This is a genomic window from Streptomyces sp. cf386 (assembly GCF_900103585.1).
Lineage (GTDB): Bacteria > Actinomycetota > Actinomycetes > Streptomycetales > Streptomycetaceae > Streptomyces.
In genome coordinates, this window is sequence record NZ_FNHV01000004.1 from 335,045 (window position 1) to 357,228 (window position 22,184).

A 22,184-nucleotide genomic window follows, 5' to 3' on the forward strand; every position below is an offset into this window, starting at 1 on the left:
CACCGACAGCCCTGCATGGGAAGTTCCCTCGCCGACGCGTAACGTGAAGCAGCATGAAGATCCTCATCAGCGCCGACATGGAGGGCGCCACCGGCGTGACCTGGCCGGGCGACGTGCTGCCGGGGACGCCTCAGTGGGAGCGGTGCCGGGGGATGTTCACCTCGGACGTCAACGCCGCCGTGCTCGGCTTCTTCGACGGGGGCGCCGACGCCGTCGTCATCAATGAGGCCCACTGGAGCATGCGCAATCTGCTGCTCGAGCGGCTCGACGAGCGGGCCGAGATGCTCACCGGACGGCACAAGGCGCTCTCCATGGTCGAGGGCGTGCAGCACGGGGACGTGGACGGCATCGCCTTCGTGGGGTATCACGCGGGCGCCGGCATGGAGGGTGTCCTCGCCCACACCTACCTCGCGAACCAGATCACGGGGGTGTGGCTGAACGACGTACGGGCGAGCGAGGGCCTGCTCAACGCGCACGTCGTCGCCGAGTACGGCGTGCCCGTCGTGCTCGTCACCGGGGACGACCTGGCCTGCGAGGACGCGCTCGGGTACGCGCCCGAGGCGCTGAAGGTCGCCGTCAAGGACCATGTCTCGCGGTACGCCGCCGTGTGCCGTACGCCGGCCAGGACCGCCGCCGACATCCGCGCTGCGGCCAAGGAGGCGGCCGGGCTGGCGGTCCGTCAGGAGCCGGTCGGCGAGGGGCCGTTCACCGTTGCCGTCGAGTTCGACGCCGAGCATCTCGCGATGGCCGCCACCGTCGTACCCGGCGTCGAACGGATCGGTGAGCGAAAGGTGGCGTACACCAGCGAGCGCATGTACGAGGGAATCCGTACCTTCAAGGCGGTCACCACGATCGTCTCGGCCGCGGTGGAGGAGCAGTATGGCTGACGGGCAGGCACTGGAGGAGGTCGTGACGTTCACGTCCGACCTGATCCGCATCGACACGACCAACCGGGGTGGCGGCGACTGCCAGGAACGCCCCGCCGCCGAGTACGCCGCCGCGCGGCTGGCCGAGGCCGGCCTTGAGCCCACCCTGCTGGAGCGCACCAAGGGCCGTACGAACGTCGTCGCCCGCATCGAGGGCACCGACCCGTCGGCGGACGCGCTGCTGGTCCACGGTCATCTGGACGTGGTGCCCGCGCAGGCCGACGAGTGGAGCGTGCACCCCTTCTCCGGGGAGATCCGCGACGGGGTCGTGTGGGGGCGGGGCGCGGTCGACATGAAGAACATGGACGCGATGATCCTCGCCGTCGTCCGGGCCTGGGCCCGCGAGGGTCTACGGCCGCGACGCGACATCGTGATCGCGTTCACCGCCGACGAGGAGGCCAGCGCCGAGGACGGCTCCGGGTTCCTCGCGGACCGGCACGCCGGGCTGCTCGAGGGCTGCACCGAGGGCATCGGCGAGTCCGGCGCGTTCACCGTCCACGACGGCAGCGGGCGGCAGCTCTACCCCCTCGCGGCAGGGGAGCGCGGCACCGGCTGGCTCAAGCTCACGGCACGCGGGCGGGCCGCGCACGGCTCCCGGCCCAACCGGCAGAACGCGGTGACCCGCCTCGCCGCGGCCATCACCCGGATCGGCGCCCACGAGTGGCCGCTGCGGCTCACCCCGACGGTCCGCGCCGCCCTCACCGAACTCGCCGCGCTGTACGGCCTCGACGCCGACCTGGACGACGTGGACGGACTGCTCCAGAAGCTCGGCCCGGCGGCCGGGCTTGTCGAGGCGACCGTCCGCAACGGCGCCAACCCGACCATGCTGGACGCCGGTTACAAGGTCAACGTGATCCCCGGGGAGGCCGTGGCGTACGTCGACGGCCGGTATCTCCCCGGCTTCGAGGACGAGTTCCGTGCGACGATCGACGAGCTGACCGGGCCGGACGTGGAGTGGGAGTTCCACCATCACGAGGTGGCCCTCCAGTCGCCCCTGGACTCGCCGACATACGCCCGTATGCGCGCCGCCGTCGAGGAGTTCGCGCCCGAGGGGCACGTCGTGCCGTACTGCATGCCCGGCGGCACGGACGCCAAGCAGTTCTCGCGGCTCGGCATCACCGGGTACGGCTTCTCGCCGCTGCGGCTGCCGGAGGGCTACGACTACGGGGCCATGTTCCACGGCGTCGACGAGCGCGTGCCGGTCGAGGCGCTGCAGTTCGGCGTCCGCGTTCTCGACCGTTTTCTGCGCGCGGCCTAGGGGAGTTGGGGGAGACAGTGCGGACGCTGGCGTACGGTTCCTGGCCCTCGCCCATCGACGCGGCCCTCGCCGCCGCGCACGAGGGACGCCCCGAGTACGTGGGCTTCGTCGGCGACGAGGCCTGGTGGACCGAGCCGCGGCCCACGGAGGGCGGGCGGCGCACGCTGGTGCGGCGGCGGGCCGACGGGAGCGAGGAGTCGGTGCTGGCCGCACCGTGGAACGTGCGCAGCCGGGTCGTCGAGTACGGCGGCCAGCCCTGGGCGGGCACGGTGGTCGACGGCCGGCCGCTCGTCGTCTTCGTCAACTTCGCCGACCAGCGGCTCTACCGGTACGAGGAGGGCGGTGAGCCGCGTCCCCTCACTCCGCTCTCCGTCGTGGGCGGTGGACTGCGGTGGGTGGAGCCGCAGTTGCGGCTCGGACTCGGTGAAGTGTGGTGCGTGCTGGAGGAGTTCACGGGGGAGGGGCCCACCGATGTGCGGCGCGTCCTGGCCGCCGTCCCGCTGGACGGCTCCGCTGCCGAGGACCGGGACGCCGTACGCGAACTCACCGACGACCGGCACCGGTTCGTCACCGGAGCGCGGCTCTCCCCCGACGGGCGGCGCGCGGCGTGGCTCGCCTGGGATCATCCGCGCATGCCGTGGGACGGCACGGAGCTGCTGGTCGCCGACGTCGGCGCCGATGGCGCGCTCGGCGGACCGCGGACCGTCGTCGGCGGCCCTGAGGAGTCGATCGCCCAGGTCGACTGGGCGGCCGACGGCCGGCTGCTGTACGTCAGCGACCGCGGCGGCTGGTGGAACCTCTACCGCGACGACGAACCCCTCTGCCCGCGCGAGGAGGAGTTCGGCGGACCGCTCTGGAAGCTCGGCCTGCGCTGGTTCGCCCCGTTGGAGAGCGGGCTCGTCGCCGTCGTGCACGGACGTGGCTCGACCGCCCTCGGGGTACTGGACCCCGAGACCGGCGAGATCGTCGACGCGGCCGGCCCCTGGACCGAGTTCGCGCCCACGCTCGCGGTGAGCGGCGAGCGAAGCGAGATGGGGGTCCCCCCGCCCGAAGGGTGGGGGAGGGTCGTGTCCGTCGGCGCCAGTCCGCGCAGCGCGTACGAGGTGGTCGAGCTGGACACCCGGACCGGCCGGTCCCGGGTGATCGGGGCCGCGCACGACGACGCCGTGGACCCCGCCTACTACCCCGAGCCGCAGATCCGCACCTTCACCGGACCCGCCGGAGACGACGTCCACGCGCACATCTACCCGCCCCACAACCCCGGCTGCATGGCCCCCGCCGACACACCGCCGCCGTACGTCGTCTGGGCGCACGGCGGCCCCACCGACCGGGCGCCCCTGGTGCTCGACCTGGCCATCGCCTACTTCACCTCGCGCGGCATCGGTGTCGCCGAGGTCAACTACGGCGGCTCCAGCGGGTACGGGCGGGAGTACCGCAACCGGCTGCGGGAGCAGTGGGGCGTGGTCGACGTCGAGGACTGCGCGGCCGTCGCGCTCGCCCTCGCCGACGAGGGCACCGCCGACCGCGCCCGGCTCGCCATCCGGGGCGGCAGCGCGGGCGGCTGGACCGCGGCCGCCTCGCTCACCACGACCGACGTCTACGCCTGCGGCACGATCGTCTACCCCATCCTCGACCTGGAGGGCTGGGGCACGGGCGAGACCCACGACTTCGAGTCCCGATACCTGGAGACCCTCGTCGGCCCTCCCCCACCCTCCGGGCGGGGGGACCCCCATCTCGCTTCGCTCGCCGAGGTTCCCGGACGGTACGCGGAGCGCTCGCCCACCGCGCACGCCGACCGCCTCACCGTGCCCTTCCTGCTGCTCCAGGGCCTGGACGACGTGATCTGCCCGCCCGCGCAGTGCGAGCGGTTCCTGGCGCGCTTGGAGGGGCACCGGGTGCCGCACGCCTACATCGCCTTCGAGGGGGAGGGCCACGGGTTCAAGCGGGCGGAGACCCTGATTCGCGTCCTGGAGTCCGAACTCTCCCTGTACGCCCAGGTGTTCGGCCTCAACCCGCCCGGAATCCCGAAGCTGGAGCTCGCCAAGTGACCCAGCCAGTAAGGCCGTTGGTCCGGCCGTCCCGACTCGCCCCCGGCGCCCGCGTGGCGGTCGTCGCGCCCAGTGGGCCGGTGCCCGAGGAGCGGCTGGAGGCCGGGCTCGATGTGCTGCGCGGCTGGGACCTCGACCCGGTCGTGGCGCCCCATGTGCTCGACCGGAACGGCGAGTTGGACTATCTCGCGGGCACGGACGCAGACCGCGCCGCCGATCTCCAGCGCGCCTGGTGCGATCCGTCCGTGCACGCGGTGCTGTGCGCCCGGGGCGGCTACGGGGCCCAGCGCATGGTGGACCTCCTCGACTGGGAGGCGATGCGGGCGGCCGGGCCGAAGGTGTTCGTCGGCTTCAGCGACATCACGGTGCTGCACCAGGCGTTCGCCACCCGGCTGGGCCTGGTCACCCTGCACGGGCCGGCGGCGGCCGGGATCGACTTCGTCAAGAACGCCCGGGCGCAGGAGCACCTGAGGGCCACGCTCTTCGCTCCGGAGACGGTCCGGGCGATCCCCGCCGACGGCAGGGCCATGGTTCCCGGTCGGGCTCGTGGAGTCACCCTCGGCGGCTGCTTGAGCATGCTCGCCTCCGATCTCGGCACGCCGCACGCCCGAGCCGGTGCCCGGGGCGGACTGCTCCTGATCGAGGACGTCGGCGAGCAGCCGTACCGCATCGACCGGATGCTGACCCAACTCCTGCGCACGGGATGGCTCGACGGTGTCGCCGGGATCGCCCTCGGGTCCTGGACGGCCTGCGGTCCGTACGACGCCGTGCGCGCGGTGCTCGTCGACCGGCTCGGGGGCCTCGGTGTTCCGGTCGTGGAGGAGGTCGGCTTCGGGCACGGTGACGGGGCGCTGACGGTTCCCTTCGGGGTGAGCGCCGAACTCGACGCCGATGCCGGTCAGTTGGTCCTCGACGAGCCCGCGCTGCGCTGACCTGTGGTGGCGGACCCATTCACTGAATTCCCGTCAACAAACCCTCCTTCCCGGCGATTGACCTCTTCTGACACGTGTCACACCATGACAACCGGCCAGTACTTACTGGTCGGTAAGCAGGGTTTTCCCGCCGTGCCTCAGTGTGGAGGTCTCCGTGTCCCGTCGTGTGCCCAGATCCCGAGCCCCACTCGCTCTCATCCTCGGCGCCACGCTCACCGCACCCCTCGCCCTCACCGCCCCGGCCGTCGCGGCCGGCCAGTACACCGTCACCGCACTGAAGTTCACCGTCCAGGCAGGTGGCCGTACCTGCACCGTGGACGCCGATCTGTACCGGCCGGCGGGCGTCGACCGCGCCCGTCCCGCACCCGCCGTCCTCGCCACCAACGGCTTCGGCGGCAGCAAGTCCGACGGCTCGACCGACGCCATCGGCAAGGCCTTCGCCCAGCGCGGTTACGTCTCCCTCATCTACTCGGGGCTCGGCTTCGGCAGGTCCGGCTGTCTGATCTCGCTCGACGACCCCACCATCGACGGCGTCGTCGCCTCACGGCTGATCGACTTCCTCGGCGGCGGACGCGCCGCCGATGACGGCACGAAGGCCGACTTCGTCACCCTCGACGGCCCCGGTGACCCACGGGTCGGCATGGCGGGCGGCTCCTACGGCGGGGCCGTCCAACTGGCCACGGCAGCCGTCGACCAGCGCGTCGACGCGCTCGTCCCGATGATCACCTGGAACGACCTCGCCTACGCCCTCGACCCGAACAACGCCGTCGGCGGCGCCGGCGTGCCCGGCGCCTTCAAGTGGCAGTGGGCCAACGGCTTCTACCTCATAGGCGAGGGCCAGCCCCTGCTGGAACCGAACCTCGACCCCTCCCGCATCAACTCCCTCGCCTGCCTGCACTTCGTCACCAAGGCCTGCGACACGATCCGCACCCTCAACTCCGGCCGCTACCCGGCGAAGCAGACGGCCGAGCTGCTCTCGTACGCCCGCAGCGTCTCGCCGGTGTCGTACCTGAGCCGCGTCAAGGCACCCACCCTCCTCGTCCAGGGCCAGGCCGACAGCCTCTTCAACCTCAACGAGGCGACGGCGACGTACAAGACGCTCAAGGCCCAGGGAACGCCGACAAAGATGATCTGGCAGTCCTGGGGCCACAGCGGCGGCCTCACCGATCCGGCCTCCGGTGAACTCAACCTCGCCCAGGGCAACTTGGAGACCAGCTACGTCGGCCGCCGCATCCTCGCCTGGTTCGACCGCTATCTGCGCAAGCAGCACGTCGACACCGGACCCGCCTTCGCCTACTACCGCGACTGGATCACCGACCCGGGCGGCACCTACGCCACCGCCGACCGCGTCCCCGAGCCGACCCGGACGCTCTACCTCTCCGGCGACGGCAAACTCGTCGACAACCGCAAGAAGGTGGCGCGCGGCAGCCGTACGTACACCAACTGGCTGATCCCCACGAGCCATTCGGAGAGCTCGCTGTACGGGATCATCGGACTCCCGGACCCGGCGCCGTACGACACCAAGGGCACCTACCTCGGCTGGACCAGCGAGCCGCTCTCGCGTACGACCGACGTGGTGGGGGCGCCCCGGGCCACCCTGAAGGTCGTCTCCCCGCAGGCCGAGCGGATCCAGCACTCCGCGGACGCCGCCGACAAGCTCGTGCTGTTCGCCAAGCTGTACGACGTCGCGCCCGACGGCACGCAGACGCTGGTGCACCGGCTGGTCGCGCCGGTGCGTGTCCCGGACGTCACGCGGAGTTTCACCGTGACGCTGCCGGGGATCGTGCACCGGTACGAGAAGGGGCACCGGCTGCGGTTCGTGGTCGCGGCGAGTGACGACGCGTACTTCGGGAACCGGGGGATCAAGCCGGTGACGGTGGCCAGTGCGCCCGAGGACACGGGGGTGCTGCGGCTGCCGGTGATCGGCTGAGGGGCGTGCGCGTTCCTCACCGTGCGTGATCGCTTCTCCGGGAGCATCCTGGTCGTATGACCGCGAAGACGTCGGAGAGCGGCAAGAAGGCCGGCGGGCAGCGGGGTGGCCCGGGCGGGGCGCTGACCCCTGCCCGGACCACCGTGCTGGTGCTTGTCGTCCTCGCCCTGATCTTCATCTTCGAGAACACCCGCGCGACCGAGATCCGGCTGCTGATCCCCGAGGTCACCATGCCGCTGTGGATGGCGCTGCTCGGCATGGGCATCATCGGTGCGCTGTGCGGGGCGTACTTCATGGGGCGGCGCCGATAGGGGGCCGTAGGCTGACGCAATGCCGCACCCTGCGTCCCGCTACCTCGCCGAAGGCCCCCGCGTGGGCATACGTCACTTCAGCTACGCGGACGGTGCCGAGTTCACCGCGCGTGCCCGGGAGAGCAAGAAACTGCACCATCCATGGCTCTTTCCGCCGGACAGCGCATCGGGCTACACCGCCTATGCCGGGCGGCTGATCGAGGATCCGACCAAGGCGGGGTTCCTGGTCTGCGCGAAGGACGACGACGGGGGTATCGCCGGGTTCGTCAATATCAACAACATCGTCGAGGGCGCCTTTCAGTGCGGCGCCCTCGGTTACGGCGCCTTCGCCCACGCGGCCGGGCGCGGGTTGATGCGGGAGGGGCTCGACCTGGTGGTCGGCCATGCCTTCGGCCCGATGCGGTTGCATCGGCTGGAGATCAACGTTCAGCCCGCCAACACCGCGTCGATCGCCCTCGCGCGGGCCTGCGGGTTCCGGCTGGAGGGGTTCTCGCCGGGGATGCTGTTCATCGACGGGGCCTGGCGGGATCATGAGCGGTGGGCTGTTACCGCGGAGATGCGGGGCGCTCCGCGGGTTGCGCGGTGACAGCGCCGTTGGGCGTCTGTTGTTTTGCGTCTGCGGGTCCGTTGTGGCTGGTCGCACCCGCGCGGCGGAGCCGCAAATTCAATGCAGCCCCGCGCCCCTGGCGGCGTTGCCCGCCGTCGTTGACTTTGCCCCGTTGGTGAGGATGGCTTGTATGCGGAATTTCGTTGTGCTCGATGCCCCGTCCAATTTGGGTCTGCGGCCGCCCGCCCCCGGTACCGTCCCCGGCTGCTACAAGCTCGCCGGTGCGCTGCGGGAACAGCGGATCGTGCAGCGGTTGCGGGCGTTGGAGGGTGGGGTGGTGGTGCCGCCGCGGTACGACCGGGGGGAGTGGCGGGAGGGGGACGGGGTGTTCAACGCGGGGGCCATCGCCGCGTACACCCGCAGGCTCGCCGACCGTATCGAGCACCATGTGCGTGCCGGGGACTTCCCGGTCGTGCTGGGCGGTGACTGCTCCATCAACCTCGGGGCCGCCCTCGCGCTGCGCCGTATCGGTCGGTACGGGCTGGCCGTCGTGGATGCCTCGCCCGACTTCCGGCATCCGGGCAACTCCGAGCGGGTCGGTGCGGCGGGCGGTGAGGAGGTCGCCCTGGCCACCGGGCGCGGGCAGGAGGACCTGACCGATCTGGAGGGGCTGAAGCCCTATCTGCGGGACGAGGACGTGCGGTACTTCGGTATCCGGGACTACTTCGAGGAGGACCGGGCCGAGCTCGCCGACCTGAAGATTCCCGTGGTGACCGTGGGGGATCTGCGGGAGTGGGGCGCGGAAGCGCTCGCGTCGGTCACCCGGCAGGCCTTCGAGATCCCGCAACTGGACGGCTTCTGGGTGCATCTGGACGCCGACGTCCTCGACCCATCCGTGATGCCCGCCGTCGACAGCCCGGACCCGGAGGGTCTCACACCGGACGAACTCGTCGCGCTGCTACGGCCGTTGCTCGCGTCCGGTCACTGCGTCGGGTTCAACGTCACGATCTATGACCCCGATCTGGACCCGGAGGGCACGGCGGGGGCGCTGCTCACGGACATCGTGGTGTCGGCCCTCGACGTCACCTTCGACGCCGCCTGACGGATCACGCCTGACGGATCACGCCTGACGGTCCGCGTACTCGTAGATCGTCCCGTCCGGATGCATCGCGATCAGATTGCGGCCCACCGGTGTCGGCACCGGACCCGCGATGACGTGCGCGCCCAGCTCGCTGAGCACCTGGTGGGTCTCCTCGACGTCCTTGACCGCGATCGTCGCCACGACCTTGCGCAGTACCTCCAACTCGGACTCGGGGCCGCTCATCAGCAGGAAGCAGCCGACGGCGGCCACCTGGACACCGCCGCGCTCGAAGCGGAGGGCGGCGGCGCCCGAGAGTCGTTCGTAGAAAGGGACCGCAGTCTCCAGGTCGTCGACGCAGACGCGCAGCGTGGCTCCCAGAATGTCCATGCGGAGAGCCTAGTGGGGAGCGGCCGGACAGGGAGATCGTTTCACGCGATCCCCTCACTCCCCGTTACGTGTTCGCCTGTACGGGTACTCGGCGGCCATGGACCGCTTGGATCATCTTGAGCATCTGGACAAGCACCTGGTCGACGAGCTGGCGCAGGTGGCGCGCGAGACCGTACGTGACGAACTGCGCGAGCAGACGGGCAGGCAGCGCCGCCGGGCCATGCTGTACGCCGGCGCGGGCGCCGTCGCCCTGTACGCGGGCGCGGCCCTCGCGCTCGCGCTGGGACTGGGCCTCGCGGCGGGGCTGCCGGACTGGGCCGCCGCGCTGATCACCGCGGTCATCCTGGGCGCGGTGGCGTATGCGCTGCGGAGCGCGGCACGTCCGTCGGCGTCCGGGGCGGCCCCGGAGCACCGGGCCGACTATCCGCCGATGCCGCCCGGCCCTCCCGGGACGGCCGCGCCGGACCCGCCCGGTGCGCAGCCTCCGCGCCCGGACGCCATCGACCCGGACCAGCCTCACCACCGGGCCTGACCGCCGCCGAACCCGACGGCGGTCACGCCACCCGGTACTCCCGCACCTCCTCCGTGCGCAGCGTCAGACCGTGGCCGAGACACTGGGTCGGGGTGACCGTGCCGCCCGTCGGGTCCAGGGCGCCGTCGAAGAACATGTCCTCCATGCGGACGTGGTCGTGGAACCACTCGATGTGGCGGAGGTTGGGGATCGCGGCGGCCACGGCGGAGTGCGCGTGCGGGGCGCGGTGGGCCGAGACCTCCAGACCGTTGGCCTGGGCGAGGGCGGCGGCGCGCAGGAACTCCGTCAGGCCGCCGCAGCGCGTGGCGTCGATCTGCAGGCAGTCGACCGCGCCCGCGGCGATCATGCGGGCGAAGTACGGGAGGTCGTAGCCGTGGGCGCCTGCCGCGATGTCGCACGGCAGGGTGTCCCGGATCAGATGCAGGCCGGTGAGGTCGTCCGAGGGCACCGGCTCCTCGAACCAGTCGACGCCGTGCTCGGCGAGGGCATGGCCGACCCGGACCGCCTGCTTGCGGGTGTAGGCGCCATCGGCGTCCACGTACAACTCGGCCTCGGAGCCGATCACTTGGCGTGCCTCGTGCACCCGGGCCAGGTCCCGCACCACTGCGCGGCCCCGGCCCTCCCCGATCTTGATCTTCACGCGCGGGATGTGCTGACCGTGCACCCAGCCGTTCAACTGGGCGACCAGATGGGTGTCGTGGTACGTCGTGAAGCCGCCGCTGCCGTACACCGGGACGCGCTCGCGGCAGGCGCCCAGCAGGCGGGTCAGGGGCAGTTCGAGGAGACGTGACTTGAGGTCCCACAGGGCGATGTCCAGCGCCGAGATCGCGCACGCGGCGACGCCCGGGCGGCCCGCGTCGCGGATCGCGCGGCACATCGCGTCGTGCGCGGCCGGGATGTCCAGGGCGTGGCGGCCCTCGACCAGCGGCGCGAGGTGGTCGCGCAGGAAGTCGCCGATCGCCGCCGGGCCGTAGGTCCATCCCGTGCCGGTCGCGTCGCCCGCCGTCACCTCGGCGATCACCACGGTCGTGGAGTTCCAGGCCAGCGTGCCGTCGGCCTCGGGGGCGTCCGTGGGCACCGTGTAGACGGAGACGACGGGGAGATGGAGCCTCATCGCGCGGGACCGCCCCTCGTCACCGTCGCCGAGCGCCGATCAGCCGCCGTACGAAAGAAGGAGCCGTACTGGGGCATGGGGGGACACCTCCGGGACCGCCGTGTCGGCGTCGGGGACGGGTCGCCGTTCCGGGTACCCGCAGGTGCGGCCGGAAACCCGTTCGGTCGCGTTGGCGTGCCGGAACCCCGGGCTGTCCCGGCCGACGTTTGGCGGCCCTGGCCAGGGGGACGCGGAAGGCTCCCGAGGTACCCGACAGCCCCGGAGGCTTACCGTGAGTCGACCCCGCATCGTGATCGTCGGCGCCGGGTTCGCCGGGTACCGAGCGGCCCGCACCCTGTCCCGGCTCACCCGGAACAAGGCCGACATCACCCTGCTGAACCCGACCGACTACTTCCTGTATCTGCCCCTGCTGCCCCAGGTCGCCGCCGGCATCCTGGAACCGCGCCGGGTGACCGTGTCGCTCTCGGGCACCCTGCCCCACGTACGGCTCGTGCTGGGCGAGGCCGACGCCATCGACCTCGACGCACACACCGTGCACTGCACGGGGCCTGAGGGCGATGGCGGGACCCTGCCCTTCGACCGGCTGATCCTCGCCGCGGGCAGCGTCAACAAGCTGCTGCCCATTCCCGGTGTCGCCGAGCACGCGCACGGCTTCCGCGGTCTGCCCGAGGCGCTCTATCTGCGCGATCACGTGACCCGGCAGGTGGAGCTGGCGGCTGCCGCCGACGACCCCGAGAGCTGTGCGGCACGGTGCACGTTCGTCGTCGTGGGCGCCGGCTACACCGGTACCGAGGTCGCCGCGCAGGGGAAGTTGTTCACCGACGCCCAGGTGCGCAAGCACCCGCTGCGGGCCCGTATGCGGCCGCGCTGGCTGCTGCTCGACATCGCCGAACGCGTCCTGCCCGAGCTGGACGAGCGGCTGTCGCGCACCGCCGACCGGGTGCTGCGGCAACGGGGCGTGGAGGTGCGGATGGGCACCTCCGTGAAGGAGGCCACGCATGGTGGAGTGCTGCTGACCGACGGGGAGTTCGTCGACAGCCGCACGCTGGTGTGGTGCGTCGGCGTACGGCCCGATCCGCTCGCCGAGTCCCTCGGACTGCCCCTGGAGCGGGGCCGTCTGCTCGTCGACCCGTACCTCCAAGTGCCGGGCCGGCCCGAGCTGTTCGCCGCCGGGGACGGGGCCGCCGTGCCCGACCTGGAGCGGCCCGGTGCGTACACGCCGATGACCGCACAGCACGCCTGGCGGCACGGCAAGGTCGTCGCCCACAACGTCGCCGCTTCCCTGGGCATCGGGGAGCGGCGTCCCTACCGCCACCGCGACATGGGCTTCGTCGTGGACCTGGGCGGCGTCAAGGCTGCCGCCAACCCCCTCGGCGTCCCGCTCTCCGGCGTGGCGGCCGGCGCGGTCACCCGCGGCTACCACCTCGCCGCGATGCCCGGCAACCGCATCCGCGTCGCCGCCGACTGGCTGCTGGACGCCGTACTGCCGCGCCAGGCCGTGCAGTTGGGGCTCGTGCGGTCATGGTCGGTGCCGCTGGACACCGCGTCGCCGGAGCTGGTCCGGGGGCCGGGACCGGGGGCCGCCGAGTCCGCCGAGGCCGTGAAGGCGGACAGGGCCGACAAGGCCAACAGGACCGACAAGACAGACATGGCCGCGAAGACAGATACGGCCGAGAAGACAGAGAAGGCTGAGATGACCAAGAAGAGTCGCGCGGTCAGCGAGCCCGCCGAGAATCGGCCCGCGCACGCCCCCGCTTCCGTCCGGCGTCCCGACCCCGTTCAGGACCCCGACGCCGCCAGGCACCCCGAACCACCCGGCCCCGTCACGCGCTCCGATCTCCGAGCCGCCCACGAGCCGCCCGCCGACGCCCCCGCAGTCCACAAGCCGCACCCCGAGACCCCCGCACCCCACTCCCGTAACTCCTCGGAAGGAGCCCCATGAACACCGCCGAACTCGTCGAGCTGGCCCAGCAGTTGCGCGTGGACAGCGTGCGGGCCTCCGCCGCCGCGGGGTCCGGGCATCCGACGTCGTCGATGTCCGCCGCCGATCTGACGGCCGTACTCCTCGCGAACCACCTGCGCTACGACTTCGACCGGCCCGCCCACCCCGGAAACGACCGCTTCGTCCTCTCCAAAGGACACGCGTCGCCCCTCCTGTACGCCGCCTACAAGGCGGCCGGCGCCATCGAGGACGGTGAGCTGCTCACCTTCCGCAAGCTCGGCAGCCGGCTCGAAGGGCACCCCACTCCGCGCCAGGTGCCGTGGGTGGAGACCGCGACCGGGTCGCTCGGGCAGGGGCTGCCCATCGGGGTGGGGATCGCACTGGCCGGGAAGCGGCTCGACCGGGTCGGGTTCCGGGTGTGGGTGCTGTGCGGGGACAGCGAGCTCGCGGAAGGGTCCGTGTGGGAGGCCGCCGAGCACGCGGCGTACGAGCATCTGGACAACCTCACCGCGATCGTCGACGTGAACCGGCTGGGCCAGCGCGGCCCGACCCGGCACGGCCACGATCTCGACGCCTACGCCCGCCGCTTCCGGGCCTTCGGCTGGCACACCGTCGAGGTGGACGGGCATGACGTGGACGCCGTCGACCGGGCGTACGCGGAAGCCAGGTCCACCGCCGGGCAGCCCACCGTGATCCTCGCCCGCACCCTCAAGGGCAAGGGTGTCGCGGCTGTCCAGGACCGGGAGGGTCTGCACGGAAAGCCCCTGCCGGAGCCCGACGAGGCCATAGCCGAACTCGGCGGGGAGCGTGACATCAGCATCCACGTCCATGAGCCGCCCGCCGCCCGCGTCCTGCACGCCGTGCGCGCCGGACACATCGAACTGCCCCACTGGGAGAAGGGGGAGCAAGTCGCCACCCGCAACGCCTACGGCGAGGCGCTCGCCGTTCTCGGCACCGGGCGCGGTGACGTCGTCGCCCTCGATGGCGAGGTCGGCGACTCCACCCGGGCCGAGTTCTTCGCCAAGGAACACCCGGAACGCTACTTCGAGTGCTACATCGCCGAGCAGCAGATGGTCGCCGCCGCGGTGGGACTCGCGACGCGCGGCTGGGTGCCGTACGCCGCCACCTTCGCCGCCTTCCTCACCCGCGCCCACGACTTCGTGCGCATGGCGGCGGTGAGCGGTGCCGGCATCAACCTCGTCGGCTCACACGCCGGCGTCGCGATCGGGCAGGACGGGCCTAGCCAGATGGGCCTGGAGGACCTGGCGATGATGCGGGCCGTGTACGGCTCGACGGTGCTGTATCCGTGCGACGCCAACCAGACCGCGCAGCTCGTCGCCGCCATGGCCGGACTGCAGGGCGTCCGCTATCTGCGCACCTCGCGCGGCGAGAGTCCGGTCATCTACGGCCCCGACGAGGAGTTCCCCGTAGGCGGCAGCAAGGTGCTGCGCGCGAGTGGCCGGGACAGGCTGACCCTCGTCGCCGCCGGTGTCACCGTGCACGAGGCGCTCGCCGCCGCCGACGTCCTGGACCGCGAGGGCATCCAGGTGCGGGTCGTGGATCTGTACTCGGTCAAGCCCGTCGACCGGTCCACCCTGCGCCGGGCCGCCGAGGACACCGGTTGTCTGCTCACCGTCGAGGACCACCGTGAGGAGGGCGGCATCGGCGACGCCGTGCTGGACGCCTTCCTCGACGGGCGCCCGGTGCCGCGCCTGGTGCGCCTTGCCGTCCGTCGGATGCCGGGCTCCGCCTCCCCGGACCAGCAGTTGCACACCGCGGGCATCGACGCCGTGTCCATCGCCGCCGCGGGCAAGCTGCTGGTGGAGGAGGCGGTCGTACGGTGACCGGCGACGACGATACGAAGAAGGTGCGGGCGGGGCGCCGTACCGTCGAGGTCAAACGCGTCGACAAGGTGCTGTTTCCCGGGGACGGGGGCGCGAAGGAGTACACCAAGGGCGACCTCGTCGACTACTACCGGTCCGTCGCCGCCTTCATGCTGCCGCATCTGCGCGGGCGGCCGCTGATGCTGGAGTGCTACCCGGACGGTCTCGACGGCCCCCGGTTCATGCAGAAGAACACGCCGGACCACTACCCGGACTGGATCACCCGCTACGAGGTCCCCAAAGAGGGCGGCACCGTCTGTCACACGGTCTGCGACGACACCGCAGGCCTCGTCTTCCTCACCGACCAGGCCTGCCTCACCCTGCACCGCTGGCTCTCCCGTACCCATGGCATCGACCGCCCCGACCGGATGGTCTTCGACCTCGACCCGGCCGATGACTTTGCCGAGGACTCCGCCGAGGACTCCTTCGCGCAGGTCAGGGAGGCGGCCGAGCTGCTCGGTGAACTCCTGGACGAACTGAGGCTGCCCTCGGCCCCGATGACCACCGGCTCGCGCGGCCTGCACATCGTCGTACCCCTGAACGGGCACCACGACTTCGACGAGGTCCGGGATTTCGCCAAGGACGTCGCGGGGGTGCTGGAGTCCGCCCACCCGGACCGGTTCACCACCGCCGCCCGCAAGAAGGAACGCGGCGACCGTCTCTACCTCGACGTGCAGCGCAACGCCTACGCCCAGACCGTCGTCGTGCCCTACACCGTCCGCGCCCGGCCAGGCGCCCCCGTCGCCACGCCGCTGACCTGGGCAGAACTCGACGACCCGGAGCTGGACGCCCGCCGCTGGAGCATCGCCGACGCCGTGGAGCAGGCCCGCACCAACCCCTGGGGCGGGCTGCTGGACCGGCGCCGCGCCCTCGGCCCGGCGAGGCGCAGGCTCGACGCACTGCGCGGCTGAAGAAACCGAGCCACGGGTTTGACCGGCGCCTTCCAGGTCACTCGGCGCAGGAGGCGCCCATGAATGATTCACAGAACACACCCAAGTCATCCAGACGGCAAACGGGCGGGGCGGACGAACATCCGGCCCCGATGGAGGTCCTGCGTCAGGCACGGGTGCAACTCGCCGAACTGACCGGTATGGATGCGGAGACGGTGACGTCCTTCGAGCACACGGAGGACGGCTGGACGCTCGAAATAGAGGTCCTGGAACTGGCCCGCGTACCCGACACGATGAGTCTGATGGCGAGCTACCAGGTCGATCTCGACCCCCAAGGACAGCTCGCGGGGTACCGGCGCGTACGCCGCTACGAACGCGGACGTTCTGACGCACGAAGGCCCGGCGGCCGGTAGGCCGCCCGCCCGCGCCCAGCACTCACCGTCCCGAGAAAAAGGAGGAAGGTCCGGCATGACCGTTGTCCCGGCACAGCAGACCGGCGGCGGAGGTGGCAGCAGCGGCCTCTACGACGTTCTGGAACTCGTCCTCGACAGGGGGCTCGTCATTGACGCATTCATACGGGTCTCCCTGGTCGGCATCGAAATCCTGAAGATCGACATCCGTGTCGTCGTCGCCAGTGTCGACACCTATCTCCGCTTCGCCGAGGCGTGCAACCGGCTCGACCTGGAGGCCGGGCCGCGCAAGGCGCCAGGCCTGCCCGACCTGGTCGGCGAGATCACCGAGTCCGGCGCGCGCGGCAAGTCCAAGGGGGCGCTGTCAGGCGCTGCCGAGACCGTCTCGGACGCCTTCAAGCAGGCACGTGAGGAAGGCGAGGAGGAGCGGCCCAGGCAGCGCGCGCGCAAATCCACCACGACGCGCAGGAAGGAGGAGCAGGAGTGAGTACGTATGTGTACGGCATCACCGCGAGCTCGCATCCCGCCCTTCCGAAGGACTTCGGCGGTGTGGGCGAGCCGCCGCGCCCCGTGCGCGTGCTGAAGGAGGGTTCGCTCGCCGCCCTGGTCAGCGAGGCCCCCGAAGACCTGCGCCCCAAGCGCAGGGAACTGCTCGCCCACTCGAACGTGCTCGCCGAGGCGGGCGCCACCGGCTGCGTACTGCCCATGCGGTTCGGCAGCGTCGCCCCCGACGACGACACGGTCACCGGCGTACTCGCCGAGCGCACCGAGCACTACCGGGAGCGGCTCTCGGCCCTGGACGGCAAGGTCGAGTACAACGTGAAGGCCACGCATGTCGAGGAGGCCGTGCTGCACCGGGTGCTGTCCGGGAACCCGGAGATCCGGGCCATGACGGAGGCCAACCGGCAGGCCGGCGGCGGCTCCTACGACGAGCGGCTCAGGCTCGGCGAGATGGTGGTCGCCGCGGTCAAGGCCCAGGAAGTCGAGGACGCGACCGACGTACAGCACACCCTGGAACCGGCCGCGGACGCGGTCAGCGTGGGCCCCGAGTCCACCGGCTGGCTCGCCAACGTGTCGTTCCTGGTCGGCCGCGACGAGGTCGAGACGTTCCTGACCGCAGTGGAACAGCTCCGAAACGGCCATCCGCACCTTGATCTGCGCGTCAACGGCCCGCTGCCGCCGTACAGCTTCGTCGAGCCCGGCCCCGCCGAGCCCGCGGACAGCATGTCCGGCGGCGAAACAGCGAAGGAGTGAGGTGGTGGCGATGGGACTGATCGGAGAGGTGCTGCTGCTGCCGTTCGCCCCGGTACGCGGCAGCGGATGGGTGATGGGACAGGTGCTGCGCGAGGCGGAGCGCATCTACTACGACCCGGCCGCCGTGCGGGCCGAACTGGCGCAGCTGGAGGAGCAGTTGACGGCGGGTGAGATCGACGAGGAGGAGTTCGACCGCCGTGAGGACGAACTCCTCGACCGGCTGGAGATCGGGCTGCGCGCAGACTACGGGAACAGTGACGGGACGGCATGATGAACCGAGTGGGACTGGGCCTCGCCATAGGGGCCGGATACGTCCTCGGACGGACGAAGAAACTGAAGCTGGCGTTGGCCGTCGGCAGCGTCGTGGCCGGCAAGCGGATGCACTTGAGCCCGCGGGGCGTCGCGGAGATGGTGTCCGAGCAACTCCTGAAGAACCCTCAGTTCAAGGAGATCGGGGACCAGCTGCGCGAGGATCTGCGCGGCGTCGGCGAAGCGGCCTCCGGTGCCTTGGTCGAGCGACAACTCGACGCGCTCTCCGACCGGCTGCACGGACGCACCGCCGAGGTGCGCGAGCAGCTGTCGGGCGCGGTGCCGACACCGGATCTCGGCGCGGAGGACGAGGACGCCGAGGAGGCTGAGGAGGAGACCGGGGACGAGGAGCCGCGCGCGGAGGACGACGACCTCGACGAGGCGGAGGAGCCCGAGGGGCGCGAGGAGGACGAGGAGCCCGAGGACGAGGAGCCCGAGGACGAGGAGCCGTCCGGGAAGGCGGCGCCGAGGAAGACCGCCAAGAAGGCCCCCGCGAAGAAGACGGCGGCGAAGAAGACCACCGCCGGCAGGACAGCGCCCAAGAAGGCGGCCGCGAAGCGGAGCGGAACCGGCAAGTCGACCACCAGGAAGACGGCCGGGGCTCGCGGATCCGCCCGCAGCGGCCGGGCGCGCCAGTCGAAGGGCGGTGAAGGGCGATGACCGAGACACTCGGATCCGCGAGTTCCGCTGCCGGCGGAGCCGCGAAGCAACCACTCGCCGGCGTGGCCCACAGCGAGGCCGCCGACCGGTTGAAGGCCGAACTGCAGGAGTACCTCGCCGCGCAGACCCAGCGGCTGCTGGTCGGCGCGGGGCGCAAGCTCGGCGAGGCCACGCTCAAGCTGAACGACGTCGCCGAGGGCAACAGCCCAGGTCTGGCCAAGCTCGCGCTCGAGGGTGGCCGCAAGCTCGCCGGCGGCAAGAGCCCGCTGCGCAGCGCGCTGGAGGTCGGCGCCGGACAGGTCAAGGACAAGGTGGTCGGCGCGTTCAAGAACCTCGGCGGCGGCAAGGGCAAACGCAAGGGCTCGGTCGGCAAAAAGCCCACCGTCATCATCGAGTACGTCGATGTCGGCGTGCCGCTGCGCACCGCGTACGACCAGTGGACCCAGTACCAGGACTTCAGCACCTTCGCGAAGGGCGTGAAGAGCGCGAACCGCGCCGACGACACGACCTCCGACTGGCAGCTCAAGGTTTTCTGGTCCAACCGCAGCTGGAAGGCGCACACCACCGAGCAGGTGCCGGATGACCGGATCGCCTGGAAGTCGGAGGGCGCGAAGGGCACCACGAAGGGCGTCGTCTCCTTCCACCGGCTCGACGACAACCTCACCCGCGTCCTGCTGGTCGTCGAGTACTACCCCTCGGGCCTGTTCGAGAAGACCGGCAACATCTGGCGTTCGCAGGGCCGCCGGGTGCGCCTCGACCTGAAGAACTACGTCCGCTTCATCACCCTCAAGGGAGAGGCCGAGGACGGCTGGCGCGGCGAGATCCGCGACGGCGAGGTCGTCCGCAGCCATGAGGACGCGGTCGCGGAGGAGGACGAGGAGGAGTACGACGAAGACGAGGAGAAGGGCGAGAACGGCGAGTACGCCGAGGACGAGGAGCCCGAGAACGAGGAGCCCGAGGGCGAGTACGAGGAAGCGGAAGACGAAGACGTGGAGGGCGAGGACGCGGAGCGAGGGGACGAGGAGGAACCCGAGGACGCGTACGAGGAGGAGCCCGAGTACGAGGACGAGGACGTACCGGAGTACGCCGGTGGCGGGAGCCGACGATGACGATGCCCAGCCGGCTGCCCGAGCCCTACAGCCAGGGCAGTGGCGCCAACCTCGCCGACATCCTGGAACGGGTGCTCGACAAGGGCATAGTCATCGCGGGCGACATCCGCATCAACCTGCTCGACATCGAACTCCTCACCATCAAGCTGCGTCTCATCGTCGCCTCGGTCGACAAGGCGAAGGAGATGGGCATCGACTGGTGGGAGGACGACCCGGCGCTGTCCTCCGGCGCCCGCCGCAAGGAACTCGCCCGGGAGAACGCCGAGTTGCGTGAGCGACTGGCCCAGCTGGAGCCCGCCCGGGAGCAGGAGGAGGCCCCATGACCGCACTGCGCTACGTCTACGCCGTCTGCCACCCCTTTCGCTCCGCGCTCCAGGCCCAGCTGACAGGGGTCGCCGGAGCACCGCCGAAGCAGCTCACGCACCACGGCCTGGTCGCCGTCGTCAGTACGGTGCCGGAGGCGGACTTCGCCGAGGAGCCACTCCGTGCCCACCTGGAGGATCTGGACTGGCTCACCGTGACGGCCCGCGCCCATCAGCAGGTCATCGACGCGCTCACCGTCGTCACCACCCCGCTGCCGCTGCGGCTCGCGACCGTCTTCCGGGACGACAGCGGCGTACGGACCATGATGGAGGCCCGCGAGGAGGCCTTTCGGCGGGTGCTCGACCGGCTGGAGGGGCGGGTCGAGTGGGGCGTCAAGGTATACGCCGAGTCGGTGGCCGCGAAAGCCGCGGAGTCGGCGGGGAGCGGCCGGGCGCGGGGCGACGCCGTGTCCGGGCGTGACTATCTGCGACAGCGCAGTACCCAGACACGGGCCCGCGAGGACGTGTGGGAGAAGGCCGCCGCGTTCTCCGGTCGGCTGCACGAAAAGCTCTCCGCATTCGCCGAGGATTCCCGGCTGCACGCCCCGCAGAACACCGCGCTTTCCGGGGCCTCCGGACAGAATGTGCTCAACGCCGCCTATCTGGTGCCGCGCGCGGATTCCGAGGAATTCGTGGAATTCGTGGACCGGGAGAAGGACGACGCCCCGGGTATTCGCGTGGAACTCACCGGGCCCTGGGCGGCGTATTCCTTCACCGGAGAGTTCACGGAGGAGCCGGAGGTGGAGCCGTGACCGTCGTCGAACGCCGCGAGATCGCCCTCGTGGACCTGCTCGACCGGCTGCTCGCCGGGGGCGTCGTCGTCACGGGGGACATCACCCTGCGCATCGCCGACGTCGACCTCGTCCGTATCGACCTGAACGCGCTGATCAGCTCCGTCAACGAGCAGGTCCCGTCGCCCTGGGGAGAGTTGACATGACGTCACAGCGAGGCCGGCTGGACCTCGAACCCGACACCGTCGAACGCGACCTGGTGAAACTCGTCCTCACGGTCGTGGAGTTGCTGCGCCAGCTCATGGAACGCCAGGCGCTGCGCCGCTTCGACACGGGCGACCTGAGCGAGGACCAGGAGGAACGGATCGGTCTCACGCTGATGCTCCTCGACGACCGCATGACCGAACTGCGCGAGCGCTACGGCCTGCGGCCCGAGGACCTGAACCTGGACCTCGGGCCGCTCGGGCCGCTGCTGCCCCGGGACTGAGTCGTCGCCGGTACCGGGACTTCACGTCACCACCGGTACCAGCGGCCCCTGCCCCCGGCCGCGGTCGTGCCGCGCAGCAGGAATCCCAGCAACCACAGAACGAGCACCGCGATCGCGATATACCAAAGCAGCTCGACGGCGAATCCGGCACCGAAGAGAATCAGTACCAGCAGCAGGACCAGCAGGATGGGAACCATAATGTGAACCTCCTGCATTCCGGGTATCCCGAATTCGGCGGTTCAGGCATCCTTACGGCACAGGATTTCCCCGTGCAGCACGCTGAACCAGCCGTCGTCCTGCCGCCCCCACTCCCGCCAGGCCTCTGACACGGCCCGCAACTGCTCCGCGCTCGCGTGCCCGCCCTCCGTGGCCCGCTCCGCGTACGCCGACGCCAGCGTCCGGTCCGCCCACAGGCCGCTCCACCAGGCCCGCTCGTCCGGCGTCGAGAAGGTCCAGGTGCCCGATGTGGCGGTGATGTCGGTGAGCCCCGCGCGCAGCGCCCAGGACTTCAGCCGGCGCCCGGCGTCCGGCTCGCCGCCGTTGGCCCGGGCGACCCGGCGGTACAGGTCCAGCCAGGCGTCCATCCCCTGGGACGCCGGATACCAGGTCATGGCCGCGTAGTCCGAGTCACGGACCGCGATGAAGCCGCCCGGCTTGGTCACCCGCCTCATCTCCCGCAGCGCGCCCACCGGATCACCGACGTGCTGGAGCACCTGGTGGGCGTGGACGACGCAGAACGTGTCGTCCGGGAAGTCCAGGGCGTGCACGTCCGCGACCGCGAACTCGACGTTCGTCAGGCCGCGTCCGGCGGCCGTGGCCCGGGCCTGCTCCAGGATCTCCGGCGCCCGGTCGACACCGGTGACGTGCCCGTCGTGGACCAGGCCCGCCAGGTCGGCGGTGATCGTGCCCGGGCCGCAGCCGACATCCAGGATCCGCATATGCGGTTTGAGTGAACCGAGCAGGTAGGCGGCGGAGTTGGCGGCGGTGCGCCAGGTGTGCGAACGCAGCACGGACTCGTGGTGCCCATGCGTGTAGACGGCGGTCTCGACGGCGGTCTCCTGTGACTTGGACATGGCTGGAC

26 protein-coding genes are annotated in these 22,184 nt (G+C 71.2%); 22 read left to right on the forward strand and 4 right to left on the reverse strand.

Features of this window, described 5'->3' with window-relative positions:
* Positions 1-53 precede the first annotated feature (53 nt).
* From BLU79_RS12665 to BLU79_RS12700, 8 genes are all read left to right on the forward strand, one after another.
* Positions 54-887 (forward strand): M55 family metallopeptidase, encoded by an 834-nt coding sequence (locus BLU79_RS12665; protein WP_093905797.1) that lies wholly within the window; start codon positions 54-56, stop codon positions 885-887.
* Entirely contained in the window at positions 880-2,184 is a 1,305-nt protein-coding gene (locus tag BLU79_RS12670; RefSeq protein ID WP_093905798.1) for a M20/M25/M40 family metallo-hydrolase, read from the forward strand. The genes BLU79_RS12665 and BLU79_RS12670 overlap by 8 nt, the downstream gene beginning before the upstream one ends.
* Before the next feature lie 17 nt (positions 2,185-2,201).
* On the forward strand, positions 2,202-4,232 hold the full coding sequence (locus BLU79_RS12675; RefSeq protein ID WP_256333278.1) for a dipeptidyl-peptidase 5: 2,031 nt from the start codon (positions 2,202-2,204) through the stop codon (positions 4,230-4,232).
* On the forward strand, positions 4,229-5,164 hold the full coding sequence (locus BLU79_RS12680) for a S66 peptidase family protein (RefSeq protein ID WP_093905800.1): 936 nt from the start codon (positions 4,229-4,231) through the stop codon (positions 5,162-5,164). The genes BLU79_RS12675 and BLU79_RS12680 overlap by 4 nt, the downstream gene beginning before the upstream one ends.
* A gap of 154 nt (positions 5,165-5,318) precedes the next feature.
* The gene (locus BLU79_RS12685) at positions 5,319-7,094 is read left to right on the forward strand and encodes a CocE/NonD family hydrolase (RefSeq protein WP_177000995.1); all 1,776 of its coding nucleotides are present in this window, start codon (positions 5,319-5,321) and stop codon (positions 7,092-7,094) included.
* Positions 7,095-7,150: 56 nt separating this feature from the next.
* Positions 7,151-7,405, forward strand: coding sequence for a LapA family protein (locus BLU79_RS12690; RefSeq protein WP_093905802.1), 255 nt, complete (start codon positions 7,151-7,153; stop codon positions 7,403-7,405).
* 19 nt (positions 7,406-7,424) lie between these two features.
* Positions 7,425-7,991, forward strand: coding sequence for a GNAT family N-acetyltransferase (locus BLU79_RS12695; protein ID WP_093905803.1), 567 nt, complete (start codon positions 7,425-7,427; stop codon positions 7,989-7,991).
* A 151-nt stretch (positions 7,992-8,142) separates the two neighbouring features.
* Positions 8,143-9,054, forward strand: a complete 912-nt coding sequence (locus tag BLU79_RS12700; RefSeq protein WP_093905804.1) for an arginase family protein — start codon at positions 8,143-8,145, stop codon at positions 9,052-9,054.
* A gap of 18 nt (positions 9,055-9,072) precedes the next feature.
* On the opposite strand, the gene BLU79_RS12705 is transcribed toward BLU79_RS12700, so the two are convergent.
* Complete coding sequence (locus tag BLU79_RS12705) at positions 9,073-9,420, reverse strand: VOC family protein (RefSeq protein ID WP_093905805.1); 348 nt, start codon at positions 9,418-9,420, stop codon at positions 9,073-9,075.
* A 97-nt stretch (positions 9,421-9,517) separates the two neighbouring features.
* Here BLU79_RS12705 and BLU79_RS12710 point away from each other — a divergent pair, with 97 nt between their 5' ends.
* The gene (locus BLU79_RS12710; protein WP_093905806.1) at positions 9,518-9,952 is read left to right on the forward strand and encodes a phage holin family protein; all 435 of its coding nucleotides are present in this window, start codon (positions 9,518-9,520) and stop codon (positions 9,950-9,952) included.
* Between the two features lie 22 nt (positions 9,953-9,974).
* Here the strand turns inward: BLU79_RS12710 and BLU79_RS12715 are convergent, their stop codons facing one another.
* Complete coding sequence (locus BLU79_RS12715; RefSeq protein WP_093905807.1) at positions 9,975-11,066, reverse strand: enolase C-terminal domain-like protein; 1,092 nt, start codon at positions 11,064-11,066, stop codon at positions 9,975-9,977.
* A 271-nt stretch (positions 11,067-11,337) separates the two neighbouring features.
* On the opposite strand from BLU79_RS12715, the gene BLU79_RS12720 reads away from it, so the two are divergent.
* The 13 genes from BLU79_RS12720 to BLU79_RS12780 are packed head-to-tail and all read left to right on the forward strand — an operon-like array spanning position 11,338 to position 21,103.
* Complete coding sequence (locus BLU79_RS12720) at positions 11,338-13,008, forward strand: NAD(P)/FAD-dependent oxidoreductase (RefSeq protein WP_093905808.1); 1,671 nt, start codon at positions 11,338-11,340, stop codon at positions 13,006-13,008.
* Positions 13,005-14,852 carry a transketolase gene (locus BLU79_RS12725; RefSeq protein WP_093905809.1) on the forward strand — a complete coding sequence of 616 codons (1,848 nt, stop codon included), beginning with the start codon at positions 13,005-13,007 and terminating at the stop codon, positions 14,850-14,852. The genes BLU79_RS12720 and BLU79_RS12725 overlap by 4 nt, the downstream gene beginning before the upstream one ends.
* On the forward strand, positions 14,849-15,802 hold the full coding sequence (gene ligD / locus BLU79_RS12730; RefSeq protein WP_093905810.1) for a non-homologous end-joining DNA ligase: 954 nt from the start codon (positions 14,849-14,851) through the stop codon (positions 15,800-15,802). Before BLU79_RS12725 ends, ligD begins: the two co-directional genes overlap by 4 nt.
* Before the next feature lie 59 nt (positions 15,803-15,861).
* Complete coding sequence (locus BLU79_RS12735; protein WP_093905811.1) at positions 15,862-16,194, forward strand: gas vesicle protein GvpO; 333 nt, start codon at positions 15,862-15,864, stop codon at positions 16,192-16,194.
* Between the two features lie 55 nt (positions 16,195-16,249).
* A complete protein-coding gene (locus BLU79_RS12740) occupies positions 16,250-16,678 on the forward strand; it encodes a gas vesicle structural protein GvpA (RefSeq protein ID WP_093905812.1) in 429 nt (142 codons plus the stop codon).
* Positions 16,675-17,445, forward strand: coding sequence for a GvpL/GvpF family gas vesicle protein (locus tag BLU79_RS12745; protein ID WP_093905813.1), 771 nt, complete (start codon positions 16,675-16,677; stop codon positions 17,443-17,445). Before BLU79_RS12740 ends, BLU79_RS12745 begins: the two co-directional genes overlap by 4 nt.
* A 10-nt stretch (positions 17,446-17,455) precedes the next feature.
* Positions 17,456-17,716, forward strand: a complete 261-nt coding sequence (locus BLU79_RS12750; protein WP_093906035.1) for a gas vesicle protein GvpG — start codon at positions 17,456-17,458, stop codon at positions 17,714-17,716.
* Complete coding sequence (locus BLU79_RS48190; RefSeq protein WP_093905814.1) at positions 17,716-18,414, forward strand: DNA primase; 699 nt, start codon at positions 17,716-17,718, stop codon at positions 18,412-18,414. Before BLU79_RS12750 ends, BLU79_RS48190 begins: the two co-directional genes overlap by 1 nt.
* Positions 18,411-19,523 (forward strand): SRPBCC family protein, encoded by a 1,113-nt coding sequence (locus BLU79_RS12760; protein ID WP_093905815.1) that lies wholly within the window; start codon positions 18,411-18,413, stop codon positions 19,521-19,523. Before BLU79_RS48190 ends, BLU79_RS12760 begins: the two co-directional genes overlap by 4 nt.
* A complete protein-coding gene (locus BLU79_RS12765) occupies positions 19,520-19,846 on the forward strand; it encodes a gas vesicle protein (protein ID WP_093905816.1) in 327 nt (108 codons plus the stop codon). The genes BLU79_RS12760 and BLU79_RS12765 overlap by 4 nt, the downstream gene beginning before the upstream one ends.
* Positions 19,843-20,637: a GvpL/GvpF family gas vesicle protein gene (locus BLU79_RS12770; protein ID WP_093905817.1), complete on the forward strand. Its 795-nt coding sequence runs from the start codon at positions 19,843-19,845 to the stop codon at positions 20,635-20,637. The genes BLU79_RS12765 and BLU79_RS12770 overlap by 4 nt, the downstream gene beginning before the upstream one ends.
* Complete coding sequence (locus BLU79_RS12775) at positions 20,634-20,822, forward strand: gas vesicle protein (protein WP_031475810.1); 189 nt, start codon at positions 20,634-20,636, stop codon at positions 20,820-20,822. Before BLU79_RS12770 ends, BLU79_RS12775 begins: the two co-directional genes overlap by 4 nt.
* Complete coding sequence (locus BLU79_RS12780; protein ID WP_093905818.1) at positions 20,819-21,103, forward strand: gas vesicle protein K; 285 nt, start codon at positions 20,819-20,821, stop codon at positions 21,101-21,103. The genes BLU79_RS12775 and BLU79_RS12780 overlap by 4 nt, the downstream gene beginning before the upstream one ends.
* A gap of 26 nt (positions 21,104-21,129) precedes the next feature.
* Here BLU79_RS12780 and BLU79_RS12785 read toward each other — a convergent pair whose 3' ends face one another.
* Both BLU79_RS12785 and BLU79_RS12790 read right to left on the reverse strand, forming a co-directional pair.
* On the reverse strand, positions 21,130-21,300 hold the full coding sequence (locus BLU79_RS12785; protein WP_093905819.1) for a hydrophobic protein: 171 nt from the start codon (positions 21,298-21,300) through the stop codon (positions 21,130-21,132).
* Positions 21,301-21,342: 42 nt separating this feature from the next.
* Positions 21,343-22,176, reverse strand: a complete 834-nt coding sequence (locus BLU79_RS12790; protein WP_093905820.1) for a class I SAM-dependent methyltransferase — start codon at positions 22,174-22,176, stop codon at positions 21,343-21,345.
* Positions 22,177-22,184: the final 8 nt, after the last annotated feature.

Bases quoted from the DNA above. Each gene is read 5' to 3' on its own strand.
- BLU79_RS12665 (WP_093905797.1), top strand. From the start codon at position 54: ATGAAGATCCTCATCAGCGCCGACATGGAGGGCGCCACCGGCGTGACC.
- BLU79_RS12670 (WP_093905798.1), top strand. From the start codon at position 880: ATGGCTGACGGGCAGGCACTGGAGGAGGTCGTGACGTTCACGTCCGAC.
- BLU79_RS12690 (WP_093905802.1), top strand. From the start codon at position 7,151: ATGACCGCGAAGACGTCGGAGAGCGGCAAGAAGGCCGGCGGGCAGCGG.
- BLU79_RS12695 (WP_093905803.1), top strand. From the start codon at position 7,425: ATGCCGCACCCTGCGTCCCGCTACCTCGCCGAAGGCCCCCGCGTGGGC.
- BLU79_RS12700 (WP_093905804.1), top strand. From the start codon at position 8,143: ATGCGGAATTTCGTTGTGCTCGATGCCCCGTCCAATTTGGGTCTGCGG.
- BLU79_RS12705 (WP_093905805.1), bottom strand. From the start codon at position 9,420: ATGGACATTCTGGGAGCCACGCTGCGCGTCTGCGTCGACGACCTGGAG.
- BLU79_RS12710 (WP_093905806.1), top strand. From the start codon at position 9,518: ATGGACCGCTTGGATCATCTTGAGCATCTGGACAAGCACCTGGTCGAC.
- BLU79_RS12715 (WP_093905807.1), bottom strand. From the start codon at position 11,066: ATGAGGCTCCATCTCCCCGTCGTCTCCGTCTACACGGTGCCCACGGAC.
- BLU79_RS12725 (WP_093905809.1), top strand. From the start codon at position 13,005: ATGAACACCGCCGAACTCGTCGAGCTGGCCCAGCAGTTGCGCGTGGAC.
- BLU79_RS12735 (WP_093905811.1), top strand. From the start codon at position 15,862: ATGAATGATTCACAGAACACACCCAAGTCATCCAGACGGCAAACGGGC.
- BLU79_RS12740 (WP_093905812.1), top strand. From the start codon at position 16,250: ATGACCGTTGTCCCGGCACAGCAGACCGGCGGCGGAGGTGGCAGCAGC.
- BLU79_RS12750 (WP_093906035.1), top strand. From the start codon at position 17,456: ATGGGACTGATCGGAGAGGTGCTGCTGCTGCCGTTCGCCCCGGTACGC.
- BLU79_RS48190 (WP_093905814.1), top strand. From the start codon at position 17,716: ATGAACCGAGTGGGACTGGGCCTCGCCATAGGGGCCGGATACGTCCTC.
- BLU79_RS12760 (WP_093905815.1), top strand. From the start codon at position 18,411: ATGACCGAGACACTCGGATCCGCGAGTTCCGCTGCCGGCGGAGCCGCG.
- BLU79_RS12765 (WP_093905816.1), top strand. From the start codon at position 19,520: ATGACGATGCCCAGCCGGCTGCCCGAGCCCTACAGCCAGGGCAGTGGC.
- BLU79_RS12770 (WP_093905817.1), top strand. From the start codon at position 19,843: ATGACCGCACTGCGCTACGTCTACGCCGTCTGCCACCCCTTTCGCTCC.
- BLU79_RS12780 (WP_093905818.1), top strand. From the start codon at position 20,819: ATGACGTCACAGCGAGGCCGGCTGGACCTCGAACCCGACACCGTCGAA.
- BLU79_RS12785 (WP_093905819.1), bottom strand. From the start codon at position 21,300: ATGGTTCCCATCCTGCTGGTCCTGCTGCTGGTACTGATTCTCTTCGGT.
- BLU79_RS12790 (WP_093905820.1), bottom strand. From the start codon at position 22,176: ATGTCCAAGTCACAGGAGACCGCCGTCGAGACCGCCGTCTACACGCAT.